The organism is Kaustia mangrovi, from assembly GCF_015482775.1.
Taxonomy (GTDB): Bacteria; Pseudomonadota; Alphaproteobacteria; order Rhizobiales; family Im1; genus Kaustia; species Kaustia mangrovi.
In genome coordinates this window covers 2,949,953-2,965,690 of record NZ_CP058214.1, presented here as the reverse complement: position 1 = coordinate 2,965,690, position 15,738 = coordinate 2,949,953, and the positions used below count along the sequence as shown (strand labels likewise).

The 15,738-nt window shown below is 67.7% G+C and carries 17 protein-coding genes and 1 tRNA gene; 12 read left to right on the top strand and 6 right to left on the bottom strand.

The annotated features are described in order from the left end of the window. Window positions 1-371 precede the first annotated feature (371 nt). Together HW532_RS13770 and HW532_RS13765 are read right to left on the bottom strand one after the other, a co-directional pair. A complete protein-coding gene (locus HW532_RS13770; RefSeq protein WP_213161017.1) occupies window positions 372-764 on the bottom strand; it encodes an META domain-containing protein in 393 nt (130 codons plus the stop codon). A 109-nt stretch (window positions 765-873) separates the two neighbouring features. Then, a tRNA-Ser gene (locus tag HW532_RS13765) sits at window positions 874-963 on the bottom strand. 272 nt (window positions 964-1,235) lie between these two features. Between HW532_RS13765 and rplU the strand changes: the two genes are divergently transcribed. The 12 genes from rplU (at window position 1,236) to HW532_RS13705 (ending at window position 11,689) form a co-directional block, all read left to right on the top strand. Continuing rightward, a complete protein-coding gene (rplU, locus tag HW532_RS13760) occupies window positions 1,236-1,760 on the top strand; it encodes a 50S ribosomal protein L21 (RefSeq protein ID WP_213161016.1) in 525 nt (174 codons plus the stop codon). A 69-nt stretch (window positions 1,761-1,829) separates the two neighbouring features. Further along, entirely contained in the window at window positions 1,830-2,099 is a 270-nt protein-coding gene (gene rpmA / locus HW532_RS13755) for a 50S ribosomal protein L27 (RefSeq protein WP_213161015.1), read from the top strand. Window positions 2,100-2,237: 138 nt separating this feature from the next. Beyond that, on the top strand, window positions 2,238-2,813 hold the full coding sequence (locus HW532_RS13750; RefSeq protein WP_213161014.1) for a GNAT family N-acetyltransferase: 576 nt from the start codon (window positions 2,238-2,240) through the stop codon (window positions 2,811-2,813). Window positions 2,814-3,012: 199 nt separating this feature from the next. Next, a complete protein-coding gene (gene obgE / locus HW532_RS13745) occupies window positions 3,013-4,080 on the top strand; it encodes a GTPase ObgE (protein ID WP_213161013.1) in 1,068 nt (355 codons plus the stop codon). After that, a complete protein-coding gene (gene proB, locus HW532_RS13740; protein WP_425491957.1) occupies window positions 4,068-5,195 on the top strand; it encodes a glutamate 5-kinase in 1,128 nt (375 codons plus the stop codon). Before obgE ends, proB begins: the two co-directional genes overlap by 13 nt. A gap of 5 nt (window positions 5,196-5,200) precedes the next feature. Then, a complete protein-coding gene (locus tag HW532_RS13735) occupies window positions 5,201-6,487 on the top strand; it encodes a glutamate-5-semialdehyde dehydrogenase (RefSeq protein ID WP_213161011.1) in 1,287 nt (428 codons plus the stop codon). Window positions 6,488-6,536: 49 nt separating this feature from the next. Beyond that, complete coding sequence (locus tag HW532_RS13730; protein WP_213161010.1) at window positions 6,537-7,187, top strand: nicotinate-nucleotide adenylyltransferase; 651 nt, start codon at window positions 6,537-6,539, stop codon at window positions 7,185-7,187. A 228-nt stretch (window positions 7,188-7,415) separates the two neighbouring features. After that, window positions 7,416-7,775 (top strand): ribosome silencing factor, encoded by a 360-nt coding sequence (gene rsfS, locus HW532_RS13725; RefSeq protein ID WP_246479051.1) that lies wholly within the window; start codon window positions 7,416-7,418, stop codon window positions 7,773-7,775. A 72-nt stretch (window positions 7,776-7,847) separates the two neighbouring features. Then, window positions 7,848-8,330: a 23S rRNA (pseudouridine(1915)-N(3))-methyltransferase RlmH gene (gene rlmH, locus HW532_RS13720; protein WP_213161009.1), complete on the top strand. Its 483-nt coding sequence runs from the start codon at window positions 7,848-7,850 to the stop codon at window positions 8,328-8,330. A gap of 51 nt (window positions 8,331-8,381) precedes the next feature. Further along, complete coding sequence (locus HW532_RS13715) at window positions 8,382-9,653, top strand: murein hydrolase activator EnvC family protein (RefSeq protein WP_213161008.1); 1,272 nt, start codon at window positions 8,382-8,384, stop codon at window positions 9,651-9,653. Further along, the gene (locus HW532_RS13710; protein WP_213161007.1) at window positions 9,653-11,041 is read left to right on the top strand and encodes a S41 family peptidase; all 1,389 of its coding nucleotides are present in this window, start codon (window positions 9,653-9,655) and stop codon (window positions 11,039-11,041) included. Before HW532_RS13715 ends, HW532_RS13710 begins: the two co-directional genes overlap by 1 nt. A 111-nt stretch (window positions 11,042-11,152) precedes the next feature. Beyond that, on the top strand, window positions 11,153-11,689 hold the full coding sequence (locus tag HW532_RS13705) for an RNA pyrophosphohydrolase (protein WP_213161006.1): 537 nt from the start codon (window positions 11,153-11,155) through the stop codon (window positions 11,687-11,689). A 15-nt stretch (window positions 11,690-11,704) separates the two neighbouring features. Here HW532_RS13705 and HW532_RS13700 read toward each other — a convergent pair whose 3' ends face one another. The 4 genes from HW532_RS13700 to atpD all read right to left on the bottom strand — a co-directional run bounded on the left by HW532_RS13700 (window position 11,705) and on the right by atpD (window position 15,606). Next, window positions 11,705-12,469 (bottom strand): alpha/beta fold hydrolase, encoded by a 765-nt coding sequence (locus HW532_RS13700; RefSeq protein ID WP_213161005.1) that lies wholly within the window; start codon window positions 12,467-12,469, stop codon window positions 11,705-11,707. Window positions 12,470-12,689: 220 nt separating this feature from the next. Continuing rightward, window positions 12,690-13,508 (bottom strand): ferritin-like domain-containing protein, encoded by an 819-nt coding sequence (locus HW532_RS13695; RefSeq protein WP_213161004.1) that lies wholly within the window; start codon window positions 13,506-13,508, stop codon window positions 12,690-12,692. 187 nt (window positions 13,509-13,695) lie between these two features. Next, window positions 13,696-14,094, bottom strand: coding sequence for a F0F1 ATP synthase subunit epsilon (locus HW532_RS13690; RefSeq protein WP_213161003.1), 399 nt, complete (start codon window positions 14,092-14,094; stop codon window positions 13,696-13,698). A gap of 51 nt (window positions 14,095-14,145) precedes the next feature. Continuing rightward, window positions 14,146-15,606 (bottom strand): F0F1 ATP synthase subunit beta, encoded by a 1,461-nt coding sequence (gene atpD / locus HW532_RS13685; protein WP_213161002.1) that lies wholly within the window; start codon window positions 15,604-15,606, stop codon window positions 14,146-14,148. Window positions 15,607-15,738: the final 132 nt, after the last annotated feature.

Below are 15,738 nucleotides of genomic sequence, written 5' to 3'. Positions count from 1 at the left end.
ATTTTAGTATATTCCAAGAAACAGGCCATAAACGCCCGGACCCCTGTTCTCTCGGACAGCCGGTCAGAAAGACGCTCTGTCACGCGCCGGGGCTATGACAGGCGCAAGCAACGGGTTCTGGTGAGCGAGCGCCGAGACCGCGCGAGGTGAGCAAGCGCCAAACGACTATCGATTCCGGCTTTCGTACTCGCAAGCTCCGTCACCACCGACGGAAGCGCCGTCCATGCCCATCATTCCCGGGAAGGCGGCCCGAAACCCCGCTTGGGCACTTCGAATGCGAGCTCACCGCCGCGGGAAAGGACCGCGCAAGGCGAAGCATGAAAGTCTGTGATCGGGAGAAGCAGGTGGAGGGAGGTGCCGGACCGCCGGGCCTATTCGCCGATCAGCCTGATCAGCGTCTCGCCGTTCCCGTCGAGCAGGACGAGATGGCCGGTCTCCTCGATCTGCCATGCCGTCACATCCGCCAGCGCGTCGTGGAACGTCTGCTCCTGGTCCATGATCGCGGGCGCACAGGCCATCTTCGTGGAGAACATCGGGCCGAACCGGATGGCGTTGCCATCGATCTCGGCGCTGCCGCCAAAACCGTTGCACCCGCCATGGCCCGACACCTTGCCGTCCGGCGCGATCTCCAGGGTGGTCCGGAGGCTGTCGATCACCCCGCCGCCCCGGATATCCTCGACGATCCACGTCCCCTCCGGCTCGGCGGCCTGAGCCACAACCGCGCCCGAAACGATCAGGGCAAGAACAATCGGCAGCAAACGCATGGGTCTCTCCTTGTCGCTGCACGCACCGTGGAGGCCGCCCGCTGAACCCCACATGAACGCCTGGAGGCGCCGCGGCCGGTATCCCATAATGAGGTCAGTGTGTCGGGAATGGCGGAGGGGGTGGGATTCGAACCCACGGTACGCTCGCGCGCACAACGGTTTTCGAGACCGCCCCGTTCGACCACTCCGGCACCCCTCCGCTCAGATCGAGGTCATCCGTTCGCGAACGGGTCTCGCGGCCGATCACATAGCGCCGATCGCGGCGTCTGCCAACCCCCGGAAACGACCTTCCTGCGCAAAGCCCGTCCCGGGGCCGGCCTTGGGGGCGGAACGGGCGTCGAATCAAAGTGGTCCGGACGGCGCGGCGTTTCCTTGACAGGCGGAGCGTTCCGCGTATAGTGCGCGCAAATTTGCCGGGTGGTCAGGCACGCCGGCCAGACCTGTTATTTCATAATCCAGCGGTTGGACATTATGTACGCAGTCATCAAGACGGGCGGCAAGCAGTACAAGGTTGCCGAGAACGACGTCATCCAGGTGGAGCGCCTCCAGGGCGAGCCGGGCGAGGTCGTCGCCATTTCCGACGTTCTCATGATCGCCGGTGCGGACAAGCCCGTCGTGGGCGCCCCGCTGGTGGAGGGCGCGAGCGTCGCCGCGGAGGTCGTCGAGCAGACGCGCGGCGAGAAGATCACGGTCTTCAAGAAGAAGCGGCGCAAGAAATACCGCCGCACGCAGGGCCACCGCCAGCTCCTGACGACGCTCCGGATCACCGAGATCCTGACCGACGGCAAGAAGCCGGCAAAGGCCAAGGCCGCCCTGAAGGCGGACGCGAAGCCGAAGGCCGAGGCCAAGGCGGAGACCAAGCCGGAAGAGACCGGCAAGGCCAAGGCGAGCCCGGCCAAGTCCGCGACCGCGAAGGCGGCCAAGGACGGCGGCGCCGAGAAGAAGACGGCCAGCAAGGCCAAGGCGGCGGACAAGGACACCGGCGAGGCGAAGTAACGCCCCCGCCATCGAAGGTTTCCAGAACGCCAGTTTTATCGACTGTAGAACGAGGACGGAGCAAAGGTCATGGCGCACAAGAAGGCAGGCGGCTCCTCACGCAATGGACGCGATTCGGCCGGCCGCAGGCTCGGCGTGAAGAAGTTCGGTGGCGAGGCCGTCATTCCGGGCAACATCATCCTGCGCCAGCGTGGCACCAAATGGCATCCCGGCACCAATGTCGGCATGGGCAAGGACCACACCATCTTTGCGCTTACCGAGGGCAAAGTGGAGTTCAGCACGGGCCGCAGCGGACGGACCTTCGTCTCCGTCGTACCGGTACCGGCCAACGCCAGCTGACGGCGCATCGGACACACTCCGATACGCCGGCGTCTCATCGAACCGGCGGATCGGAGGATCCAATCGCGAAGCACGAATCGGGGAGATGGGACATCCATCTCCCCGAATTCGTTTTGACTTCCGCGAAGGAGTCCGATCATGACCGAACTGGCCACTCTCGACAGCCGCGACAGGCACACACGCGCAACCGACCGGCTGATCCTCGCGCGCCCCGAGCGCGCCGATGCCGCGCGCATCGCCCGGCTCGCCAATGAGCGCGCGCTTGCGGAGAACACATCCCGCATCCCCCACCCCTACCGCCTTTCCGACGCCGAGGCCTGGCTCGACACCGTGGCCGCCATGGCGCCGGAGGATGCGCCCATGGGCATCTATCTCAACATCCCGGATCCGGTCCTCATCGGCGCGGTGGGCATCGAGCAGGGCACCTTCGCCCCCGACCCGGAGCTCGGCTACTGGATCGGCGCGCCCTATCGCGGCCGCGGTTTCGCGACGGAGGCGGCCCGGGCGATGATCGCCCATGCCTTCGAGCATCGCGGGCTCAGCGCCATCGGCGCGGGCTGCCGGATCACCAATATCGCCTCGCGCCGGGTCCTGGAGGCCTGCGGCTTCGCCTTCATCGGTCTCGGTCGGCAATATCTGCTGGCGCTCGACCGCAAGGAGCCCATGGACCGGTTCCGGCTGACACGCCAGGCCTGGCTGCGCCGCCACGGCTAGGACGTCTTCGCCCCGACCCGTACCGGCCCACTCCCCCACCCGGCCACCCACGGGATCATCATGTCATGGGTGGCCGGGTGGGGGAGCGGGCCGGTGCCGCAGCAATCGGACAGGAAACACGACAGGCTCCCTCCGGCGCGGACCCGCCGTCGCAAACGGCCTTTGCGGGAGGCCGGGAAAGCCGATAAAGAGTTGGCCCATGAAATTTCTCGACCGAGCGAAAGTCTATGTCCGTGCGGGCGACGGCGGTAATGGCTGCCTGAGCTTCCGGCGGGAGAAGTATATCGAGTATGGCGGGCCGGACGGCGGCGACGGCGGCCGCGGCGGCGATGTCTGGGTGGAGGCCGTGGATGGCCTCAACACGCTCATCGACTATCGCTACCGCCAGCACTTCAAGGCCCCGCGCGGCGGCCACGGCATGGGCAAGAACCGCACCGGCGCCGGCGGCCGGCCCGTCGTGCTCAAGGTGCCGGTGGGCACGCAGGTCTTCGAGGAGGACGAGGAGACGCCGATCGCCGACCTGACCGAGGTCGGCCAGCGCGTCCTGCTGGCGCGCGGCGGCAATGGCGGCTTCGGCAATACGCGCTTCAAGTCCTCCACCAACCGCGCCCCGCGCCGGGCCAATCCCGGCGAGGCCGGCGAGGAACGGTGGATCTGGCTCCGGCTGAAGCTGATCGCCGATGCCGGCCTCGTGGGCCTGCCCAATGCCGGAAAGTCGACCTTCCTGTCGCATGTGAGCGCGGCGCGCCCGAAGATCGCCGACTACCCCTTCACGACGCTCAACCCCGTGCTCGGCGTGGTGCGCAGGGGCACCGCCTCGTTCGTGCTCGCCGACATTCCGGGCCTCATCGAGGGCGCCCATGAGGGCGCGGGGCTCGGCGACCGCTTCCTCGGCCATGTGGAGCGTTGCGCGGTGCTCCTGCATCTGGTCGACGCCACGGGCGAGGATCCGGTCGCGGCCTACCGCACGGTGCGCGCCGAGCTTGCCGGCTATGGACGCGGGCTCGAGGAGAAGGCGGAGATCGTCGCCCTCAACAAGACCGACGCGCTCGCGCCCGACGACCTCGACGGGATCGCGGCGCGGTTCGCCGCGGAAACGGGGGTCGAGCCCCTGAGGCTCTCCGGCGTCAGCGGCGCGGGCGTCGATACGGCCATCGCCATGGTCGCCGACGCCGTCAACGCCCGCCGCGAGGCGGAGAAGGCCGGCACCGACACATCCGGGGAGGGTGACGACGCGGACGAGACGGCGGAGGGCTGGACGCCATGAGCCGCCTCGGCGAGGCCCGGCGCGTCGTCGTCAAGATCGGATCCGCCCTCCTCGTCGAACAGGCGACCGGACGGCTCGACCATGACTGGCTCGACACACTGATCGACGACGTCGCCGAGCTCAGGGCCGGCGGCGCGGAGGTCGTCATCGTGTCCTCCGGCGCCATCGCGCTCGGGCGCGGCACGCTCGGCCTGCCGCGCCACAGGGCGAAGCTGGAGGAAAGCCAGGCCGCCGCCGCCGTCGGGCAGGTGACGCTCGCCCACGCCTATCAGCGCTCTCTCGCCCGCCACGGCCTCGTCGCCGCGCAGGTACTGCTTACCCTCAACGACACCGAGGAGCGCCGGCGCTATCTCAATGCGCGCAACACGCTCACCACCCTCATCCAGAAGGGCGCGGTGCCGGTGATCAACGAGAACGACACGGTCGCGACCTCCGAGATCCGCTATGGCGACAACGACCGGCTCGCCGCCCGGGTGACGAGCATGGTCTCCGCGGACACGCTGGTCCTGCTGTCCGATGTCGACGGGCTCTATACCGCCTCGCCCGAGAGCGACCCCGATGCGGCGCTCGTCCCGGAGGTCCACGCCATCACGGCGGAGATCGAGGCGATGGCCGGAAAGCCCGTGAGCGGCGTGGGCACGGGCGGCATGGTCACCAAGCTGGAGGCCGCCCGCATCGCGCTTGGCGCCGGCGCCAACATGGCGATCGCGTCCGGCCGGGTCGCCCATCCGCTCAGGCGCATCCTGCAGGACGGCCCTTCCACATGGTTCCTCGGCTCCGGGTCCCCGGTGGCGGAGCGCAAGCGCTGGATCGCCGGCGCGCTCGTGCCCGTGGGCCGGCTGATGGTCGACGACGGCGCGGTCGAGGCCCTCGACAAGGGGCGCAGCCTGCTTCCGGCGGGCGTGTCCCGGATCGAGGGGCACTTTGCACGCGGCGACACGGTGAGTATTCTCGCTCCCTCCGGCGTCGAGATCGCGCGCGGGCTCGTCGCCTATGACCGCGAGGACGCCGAACGGATCGCCGGGCGCAGGAGCGGCGAGATCGAGACGATACTGGGCTGGCGCGGCCGGGACGAAATGGTGCACCGGGACGACCTCGTCCTGATCAGGAGTTGAAAGCGATGAGCCTTGCGGAGGAGACCGCGACGCAGACGATCGCCGCGACGATGGCGGAGCTCGGGCAACGGGCGCGGGACGCGGCGTCCCGCCTCGCACAGGCGCCGGCGGAGGCCAAGAACGCCGCGCTGCGCGCCATGGCGGCCGCCATCCGGGCGGACTGTCCGCACATCCTCGCCGCCAATGCCCGCGATCTGGAGCGGGCGGAGGCGTCCGGCCGGCCCGCCGCTTTCCTCGACCGGCTGAGGCTCGACCGGGAGCGCGTCGAGGCCATGGCCCGAGGGATCGAGGCCATCGCCGAGCTGCCCGACCCGGTGGGCGAGGTCACCGCGGAATGGACGCGCCCCAACGGCCTCAGGATCGCGCGCACGCGAACGCCCATCGGCGTCATCGGTATCGTCTATGAAAGCCGGCCCAATGTGACCGCCGATGCGGGCGCGCTGTGCATGAAGGCGGGCAATGCGGTCATCCTGCGCGGCGGCAGCGACAGCTTCGCCTCCAGCGAGGCCATCGTGGCCTGCCTCAGGGCCGGCCTTGCCGAGGCCGGGCTGCCGGAGGCTGCGATCCAGATGGTGCCGACCGCCGACCGCAGCGCGGTGGGCTTCATGCTCGAGGGCCTCGGCGGCACCATAGACCTCATCGTCCCGCGCGGCGGCAAGAGCCTCGTGGCGCGCGTCCAGACGGAGGCGCGGGTGCCGGTCTTCGCCCATCTGGAGGGCATCTGCCATGTCTATGTGGACCGCGACGCCGATGCGGACATGGCGCGCGAGATCGTCGTCAACGCCAAGATGCGCCGGACCGGCATCTGCGGCGCGGCGGAAACCCTGCTCGTGGACCGGGCCGGCGCGGACCGGCATCTGGCGGGCCTTGTCGGCGCCCTGATCGATGCGGGCTGCGAGGTGCGCGGCGACAGCGAGGTCCAGGCCGCCGATCCGCGCGTCGTGCCTGCCAGCGAGGAGGACTGGTCGACGGAGTATCTCGACAGGATCATCGCCGCGCACGTCGTCGACGGCGTGGACGAGGCGATTGCGCATATCGCGCGCTACGGTTCGCAGCATACGGAGTCCATCGTGACGCAGAACACCGAGACCGCGGACCGCTTCCTAACGAGCGTCGACAGCGCCATCGTGCTGCACAACGCCTCCACCCAGTTCGCCGATGGCGGCGAGTTCGGCATGGGCGCGGAGATCGGCATCGCCACGGGCAAGCTTCACGCGCGCGGTCCCGTGGGGCTGGAGCAACTCACCAGTTTCAAGTATATCGTGCGCGGTAGCGGCCAGACACGATCCTAACCCACCGGCTGCCACATTCTTTGAAAGAAGGCGCGGGGACCCTCCCTCCATGACCAAGCTGCCGCTGCCGCCTCCCACCGTCGTGCCCGGTATGCGCATCGGCCTGTTCGGCGGCTCGTTCAATCCCGCCCATGAGGGCCATGTCGCCGTGGCGGGCGAAGCCCTCAAGCGCCTCGACCTCCATCAGGTCTGGTGGCTGGTCTCCCCGCAGAACCCCCTCAAGAGCCCGGACGAGACCGACGATTTCGGCAAGAGGCTGGCCGCCACCCGGGCGCTGGCCGACCATCCCCGCTTCATCGTCACCGACCTGGAGAAGCGGCTCGGCACGACCAACACCGCACAGACCATGCGCGCCATGACGCCGCTGCTCGACCGCGCCAACTTCGTCTGGATCATGGGCGCCGACAGCTTCGCCACGCTTCACCGCTGGAACAACTGGGAAGAGATCCCGCACAGCCTGCCCATGGCCGTCTTCGACCGGCCGAGCCACACGCTCGCCGCGCTGCGTTCCAAGGCCGCCCACAAGCTCGCCCCCTACAGGGTTCGTTCCGAGGACGTCGCCATCCTGCCCGTCTGCCGCGCGCCCGCCTGGAGCTTCGTGACCATGCGGCGCCACGAGGCCAGCTCGACGGCACTCAGGCGCGCCAGGAACCGCTCCGGTGCGGCGTCCCGGCCTGTCGCGCTTTGCGCCGGATCGTGATATTCTGGTCATGCGAATCTTGAATGATTTGCACTGTGCGCTAGATTTATGGGCGCTGGAGACTGTTCAAGCGATTGCCACTGATCGTGACAACCACTCGAACGCAGATATGGCAGACCGGGCTCGCAACAGGACGGGCCCTATTGCTCGTGCAACGAGAGGATCTCAGCCCTGACACTGCAATCAGACCATGGCGGTACCGCACGCCGGGCCGTCAAGGGTGAGGCCTTGCCCGTCGGCAAGCCTTCGCCTTCCCTGCTGAATGCCGTTCTTGCGTGCCTCGAGGACGCCAAGGCGGAAGATGTCGTATCCATCAATCTCACGGACAAGACGCCGATCGCCGACCAGATGGTGATCGCGTCGGGTCGTTCGCAGCGCCATGTCGGCGCCATTGCCGACCAGCTGCTCGACGCCGTGAAACAGGCCGGGTATCGCGATATCCGGGTCGAGGGACTGCCGTCCTGCGACTGGGTACTCATCGATTCCGGCGATGTGGTGGTGCATGTCTTCCGGCCGGAAGTGCGCAGCTTCTACAATCTGGAGAAGCTGTGGTCGGCGGATGCGCCGCTGGAGAACGTCGCGGTTTAGGCCCGCTACCCGCCGTCGCGGGGTCGGATCGCACTGAAGGACCGGCTGCGGGCGGTAACGGTAACGGTGTCCATGCGTGTTTCGGTCAATGCGGTCGGCCGCCTCAAGCGCGGGCCGGAACGCGAGCTTTGCGAGCGCTATGTGGAGCGCGCCGCCGCGCAGGGGCGCACGGTTGGCGTGAGCGCGGTCACGATGTCCGACATCGCGGAGTCGCAGGCCGCGACCGTCGAGCTGCGCCGCGCCGACGAGGCGGCGAGGCTCGCCGCCATGGTGCCCGACCGGGCCGTCACCGTCGCGCTCGACGAGACGGGCCGCGAGCTTGCGAGCACCGCCTTCGCCGCCCGGCTGCGCGGCTGGCTGGAGGACGGCACGCCCGATCTCTGCTTCCTCATCGGCGGGCCGGACGGGCATGGCGGCGAGATCCGCGAAAGCGCCGGCCTCGTCCTGTCGCTCGGGCGCATGACATGGCCCCACGGCCTCGCGCGCGCCATGCTGTGCGAGCAGATTTACCGGGCGGTCACCATTTTGGTTAATCATCCGTATCATCGGTCCTGAGCACAGCGAAACCGAGCACTGTGCATAAGCGATGGCGGGACAGCCCGGACAATGCGCGCACGCGACATATTGCGACACACCCTCTTGCCGCTGACGCTCTGCCTGGCGATGGCGCTCGCGGTTGTGCCGGCGGCACATGCGGCGGGCGAGGAATTCACCGAGCGCGCGAAGGAGACGGAGGACGCGCTCGACACGGTGCGCGACCAGCTCGAGAGCGCCCGCAGCGAGGAACAGTCTCTCGCGAAGGAAAAGGAAGCGCTGGACGAGGAGGCCAAGGCCCTGTCGGACCGCCTCATCGCGCTCGCCGCCAGCATCCAGTCGCGCGAGGGCGCGATCACGACCGCGGAACGCCGGCTCGACGGGCTCGACGCGGAATCGAAGGCTCTGCGCAGCAAGCTCGCCGACCGGCACTATGCCCTCGCGGAGCTTCTGGCCGGCCTGCAGCGGCTGGAGCGCAACCCGCCGCCGGCGCTGGCCGTCAAGCCGGACGACGCGCTGGCCGCGCTGCGCGGCGCCATGCTGCTCGGCACCGTCGTTCCCGAGCTGGAGGAGGAGGCGAACGCACTGTCGCGCGACCTGGCGCGGCTCAGATCCCTGCGCGAGCAGATGATCCGGGAAGGCGAGACCGTGACCGCCAATCTCGCCCGGCTGCGCTCCGAACGCGCCGAGATCGAGACGCTTCTGGAGCGCAAGAGCAAGCTCGCCGAGGCGGCCGGACAAGAGCTCGCCACATCCAGGGAGCGCGCCGACGAGCTATCTCGCAAGGCGGAATCGCTCAAGCAGCTTCTCTCCTCGCTCGAAGAGCAGCGCCGCAAGGCCGAGGAGGAGGCGAAGCGCGCCGAGGAACGCCGCCTGGCGAAGGCCATGGAGCCGCAGGTCCCCTTCACCGAGATCAAGGGCCGCCTCGGATTTCCCGTCCAGGGCGCGCTGGTGAGCCATTACGGCAGCAACAACGGCTTTGGCGGCAAGGTGCGCGGCGACATGATCGCCACGCGGCCCAATGCCCAGGTGACAGCGCCCGCCGACGGGCATATCGAGTTCGCTGGGACATTTCGCAGCTATGGGCAACTCTTGATCCTGAATGTCGGCGAGGGCTATCATATCCTATTGGCTGGCCTGAACGAGATATCGGTCGGCACGGGTCAGTTCGTGAGAGCGGGAGAGCCGGTCGGCACCATGGGTGATGGACCCGCGAGAGCGACATTAATCGGTGACCGGTTGGGCGACCCAAGGCCGGTCCTCTATATCGAATTTCGCAGGGACGGCGAGACGATCGATCCAGCCCCGTGGTGGGTCGGGACCGACAAAGAGGCGCGTGGATAATGCATAAGAGACTGCTCAGTGCCGTTGGCTTCATGGCCGCAGGCGCGGTCGCCGCGACAGTCCTGTGGACTGCGGCATCCGCCCTGGACGCGGCCACGAGCTCCGATACGGATACCTATCGCCAGCTCAACCTGTTCGGCGACGTGTTCGACCGGGTGCGGTCGGACTATGTCGAGAAGCCCAACGAGGAAGAGCTCATCGATGCCGCGATCAACGGCATGCTGACCTCGCTCGACCCCCATTCGAGCTACATGAACGCCAAGCGGTTCCGCGAGATGCAGGTGCAGACGCGCGGCGAGTTCGGCGGGCTCGGCATCGAGGTCACCATGGAGAACGGCGTCGTCAAGGTGGTCACGCCCATCGACGACACGCCGGCGGAGGCCGCCGGCATCCTGCCGGGCGACATGATCACCCATATCGACGGCACGCAGGTCATGGGCATGACGCTCAACGAGGCCGTCGACCAGATGCGCGGCCCGGTCAACACCTCGATCGCCCTCACCGTGGTGCGCGACGGCGTGGCCGAGCCCTTCGAGGTGAAGATCACCCGCGACATCATCCGCATCCGCTCGGTGCGGTGGGATCCGGAAGGCAATATCGGCTATATCCGCATCACCACCTTCAACGAGCAGACGCAGGAAGGTCTGGAGACGGCGATCAAGGAGCTCAGCTCCGAGCTCGGCAACAAGCTCAAGGGCTATGTGATCGACCTCCGGAACAATCCCGGCGGCCTGCTCGACCAGGCGATCTCGGTGTCCGACACGCTCCTCAACCAGGGCGAGATCGTCTCCACGCGCGGGCGCAATTCCGAGGAGACCCAGCGCTTCAACGCCCAGGCCGGCGACCTGATCGAGGGCAAGCCGGTGGTCGTGCTGATCAATGGCGGCTCGGCCTCGGCGTCCGAGATCGTGGCCGGCGCGCTGCAGGACCACAAGCGGGCGACCATCGTCGGCACGCGCTCCTTCGGCAAGGGCTCCGTCCAGACCATCATCCCGCTCGGCAGCTACGGGGCGCTCAGGCTCACCACGGCGCGCTACTACACGCCGGCGGGCCGGTCGATCCAGGCCCAGGGCATCGATCCCGACATCAAGGTCGAGCAGGACGTCCCGGAAGCCGAACGCGCGAAGTTCGAAACCAAGGGCGAGGCGAGCCTGCCGGGCCATCTGCAGAACGAGGATGGCGGCGAGGAGCTCAAGGGCTCGACGAGCTACGTCCCCAAGGAGAAGGACGACGACGCCCAGCTCCAGTACGCCCTGAGCCTGCTGCGCGGCGAAGTCGCCATGACGACGGACGACAAGAAGAAGAAGGCCGCGCCGTCCAAGGATGCCGAAAAGACGCAGGACACCAAGGCGCAGGAGACCGAGGAGCCCGCACCGGCCGAAGAATGACCGGCAGGGCGTGCCCGACACTCTCGACAGACCGGAACGGGGCATGCGTGCCCCGTTCCTTCGTTTCAGGACCCCGCGAAGCCCCCCGCGACAGGACAAGGACCCTTCCCCATGGTGCCGCTCGACGACGAGGACATTGCCCTCATGCCCTACCGGCCCTGTGTCGGCATCATGCTCGTCAACGCGCAGGGCAAGGTCTGGCTCGGCCGGCGCGTGCCCAAATGGGAAAAGGATGGCGGCGAGAACCTCTGGCAGATGCCGCAGGGCGGCATCGACAAGGGCGAGGAGCCGCGCGAGGCCGCCTTCCGCGAGATGAAGGAGGAGATCGGCACCGACAGGGCCTCGATCCTTGCCGAGACGGAGGGCTGGCTCACCTACGACCTGCCGCGCGAGGCGATCGGCCAGGCGCTTCACGGCAAGTTCCGCGGCCAGAAGCAGAAATGGTTCCTGATGCGCTATGAGGGCTGCGACGACGAGTTCCATCTGGAGCCCGACGACCACGAGGTGGAGTTCGACGCCTGGGACTGGGTGGAGATCGACCGCCTGCCGGACCTCGTCGTTCCCTTCAAGCGGAAGGTCTACGAAGAGCTCGTTACTGCCTTCAGGCCGGTCGTGGCGGAGCTGGCGGCCGGGCGGGCTGCCTCCTGACCAGACACGGGGGTCTTAAGCCGCCCGCGACATGCGGCCCGCCCGATCCAGGGCGTCCATGAGCGGCGGCAGGGTCATGCCGGTCTCCAGCCAGCTCGCGAAATGATCGAGCCCCGGCAGGCTGGCGAACGGCCCGTCGACGATATCGGCGAAACGGGCCACGGGCTCGTGATTGCGGTCCCGGTCGCCGCACAGGAACGCCATGGGACATCCCGCCAGAACCACCCGCTCCGCCATGTCGGCACGGTCGTCGGCGACGGCGGCGCGCATGGCGGCGAGATCGTTCGACAGGATCGTCTCCCGCAGATGGTCGGGCATGGGACCGGCCACGGCCTCCACGGTTGCGAGCCAGCCCTCCAGCCCGCCATCCAGCGCCTGGCGGAAGAAGGACATGTCCTGGGCGAAGGGGTGGACGCCGATGGCCGTCAGCGACAGGAGCCGGTGGGGGAAATGGGCCGCCACGCCATAGGCGATCCAGCCGCCCATGGAATAACCGACGACATGGGCTTCGGGAATGCCCAGCGCATCGAGCACGGCGACGACATCGCCGGCCCGCGCCCGCTGGCCGTAGAGGGCGCTGTCATGGGGCGCGCCCGATGCGCCGTGGCCGCGCGCATCGACCGCGATCACCCGGTAGCCGCGCTCGACCAGCGGGTCCACATATCCGAATTCGCGCCACGAGGCGGCATTCGCCGTGAAGCCGTGCAGCAGGACCACCGGCACGCCCTCGCCGCTCGCTTCGAAGGCGATCGCAATCCCGTCATTGTCCACCCTGTCCATCGTCCGGCAGTCTCCCTGAGTGGCGCCGGGACGCGCACATCGTCCCGGCCACCGACGCTTGAGCCCCATGCGCCCCTTTCGGGAGATCAAAGCAGGCCCAGGCTGAATAATCGGTGAACCGGCCAGGCGGGGCGGACAGGTTCGCCACGCCATGACGATCCCCCTGACAGCCGGGTGCGGGAGCGGACCGGTGCTGCAGACAATCGGGTCGGGCGGTGCGTTAGATGGCGGTGCGGGCGAGCTTTCTCTGCTGGCCCTGCATGTACCACCAGGCGAAGGCCTGCACCTTGGTGGTCAGGAAGCCGTGCGGATCGAGACCGCCCGCCTTGGCGACCATGGAAATCAGCCGGTCCATGTGCTGGCGCTGATAGATGCCGAGCGCACGCTTCTGATAGGCGTCGGCGAAGGGCTTGCGCTCGTAGGAGACATCGGTGCCCGCCGGGTAGTTGCCGCAATAGAAGGCGCCCGCGAGCTCGTCGTCGTCGGCCTCGCTCACCCGGCTCAGAGCCACCTTGATGCGGCCCCATTTGCCCGGCAGCTCGTGCTCGTACTTCTTGTAGATCTCGTAGAAGCAGCGATAGTGCGCGAACTCGTCGGCGGCCATGAAGGTGACGATCTGCTTCAGGCAGGGCTCGTCCGTCTGGTCCTTGATGGCGGTATAGAAGGAGGAGGTGCCACTCTCCACCACGCAGCGCGCGATCATCTCGCCGGCACGCGAGCCGCGCAGGGATTCGTCCACCTCGGTATTGATCTTCTGGATCTCGCGGAAACGCTCGAAGGCCGATTCGAAGTCGAAATCGGGGTCGGCGAGCTTGGCCCAGGCGGCCAGCGCGCGGCCGTGCTGGGCCTCCTCCTTGCCCCACTGATCGATATTGCCCTGCACGCGGTCGTCGTCGTGGAAGACGCGGGACAGATAGCTCACATAGTCGGGCGAGTTGAACTCGACGAGCGAGGCGGCCTTGACCGCCTTCAGCGTGTCCGGATCGACCTTCGAGGCGTCGAAGGCGTCCCAGTTGATCCTGTCAAGCGTCCAGCGCATGGATCACATGCCTCCTCTCGTCGTCATTGCCGCCCACTCGGTTACAGACACCGCGCCTTCCCTTCGGGGGCGCGGAACATGCCGGCATGCCTCTGACAGGAAGGCTGCATCATAATATAGCCAACCGGACCGGCCCGCCAACAGGCAGCCTTGCCTGATGGCGGAAAAGCCGATCGTTTCCAGTTGGTTAGAGAGCCGCCTGAAGCTGCTTCAGATGGTCCAGATTCTCCTGGGCCCGGCGGCGCTTCTCGTCGTCGGTCGCGTCGGCGACATCCTCCTCGGCGTTCTTCACCTGCTGGGCGAGCGCCTCGCTGTCAAGCTCCCCGAGCGGGATGGCCTCTTCCGCCAGCACGATCAGCCCCTTGGGATTGACCTCGGCGAACCCGCCGCGCAGATAGATCCGCTCCTCGTCGGAGCCGGGACGGCGCACGGTGAGCACGCCCGGCCGGATCGTGGAGATGACCGGCGCGTGGCGGGCGAAGACGGTGAAGTCGCCGTCGGAGCCGGGAACCGTCACCTGCTCCACGGCGTCAGACATGAGCAGCCGCTCCGGCGAAACGAGCTCGAAGTTCAGTTCCTCGGCCATAGACCTTTCCTAGCTTCCTGCACCTCGGTGCGACCCTGATCGGTAGATGAATCAGGCGGCCTCGGCGGCGAGCCGCTCGGCCTTCTCCACGGCTTCCTCGATGGAGCCGACCATGTAGAAGGCGGCCTCCGGCAGGTGGTCGTACTCGCCCTCGCACAGGCCCTTGAAGCTCTTCACCGTGTCGGCGAGCTCCACGAACTTGCCCGGCGTGCCGGTGAAGATCTCCGCGACGTGGAAGGGCTGGGACAGGAAGCGCTCGATCTTGCGGGCGCGCGCCACCGTCATCTTGTCCTCTTCCGACAGCTCGTCCATGCCGAGAATGGCGATGATGTCCTGGAGCGCCTTATAGCGCTGGAGGATCTCCTGCACCTGGCGGGCGACATTGTAGTGCTCCTCGCCGATGATGCGCGGGTCGAGCATGCGCGAGGTGGAGTCGAGCGGGTCCACGGCCGGGTAGATGCCCTTCTCCGAGATCGCACGGTTGAGCACCGTCGTCGCGTCCAGATGGGCGAAGGAGGTCGCCGGCGCCGGGTCGGTCAGGTCGTCGGCCGGCACGTAAATGGCCTGCACCGAGGTGATCGAGCCCTTGGTGGTGGTGGTGATCCGCTCCTGCAGCGCGCCCATGTCGGTGGCGAGCGTCGGCTGATAGCCCACCGCCGACGGGATGCGGCCGAGAAGCGCCGACACCTCCGAGCCCGCCTGGGTGAAGCGGAAGATGTTGTCCACGAAGAACAGCACGTCCTGGCCCTGGTCGCGGAAGTGCTCCGCCACGGTCAGGCCGGTCAGCGCCACGCGGGCGCGCGCGCCGGGCGGCTCGTTCATCTGGCCATAGACCAGCGAGCACTTGGAACCCTCGCCGCCGCCCTGCTTGTTCACGCCGGACTCGATCATCTCCCAGTAGAGATCGTTGCCCTCGCGCGTGCGCTCGCCGACGCCGGCGAACACGGAGTAGCCGCCATGGGCCTTCGCGACGTTGTTGATCAGCTCCTGGATGAGCACGGTCTTGCCGACACCGGCGCCACCGAACAGGCCGATCTTGCCGCCGCGGGCATAGGGCGCGAGCAGGTCGACGACCTTGATGCCGGTGACGAGGATCTCCGCCTCCGTGGACTGCTCCACGAATTCCGGGGCCTCCTGGTGGATGCCGCGCACTTCCTCATGCGGGATCTCGCCGGCCTCGTCCACGGGCTGGCCGATCACGTTCATGATGCGGCCGAGCGTGCCGTCGCCGACCGGCACCTCGATGGCGTTGCCGCTGTCGAAGACGTCCTGGCCGCGAACCAGGCCCTCGGTGGCGTCCATGGCGATGGTGCGCACCGTGTTCTCGCCGAGATGCTGGGCCACCTCGAGCACCAGCCGGTTACCGCCATTCTCGGTCTCCAGCGCGTTGTAGATCTCCGGCAGGTGATCCTCGAACTGCACGTCCACGACCGCGCCCATGACCTGGCGGACATGGCCCACCGGCCTGTCCGCGGTCTTGTTGCTCGCCTTGCTGGTCTTCTTCGTCGCCATGGTCCAAGTCCTTGAGTTTACGGTCCGGTCCGCCCTGCGCGTCGGTGGCGGTCGGCGCCCGCCTTTGTCCAAATCGTCAAGTTTCGCGCCGATCAGGTGGTCCGATCCGGGTTGATCCCTTGTCTTTGAAGC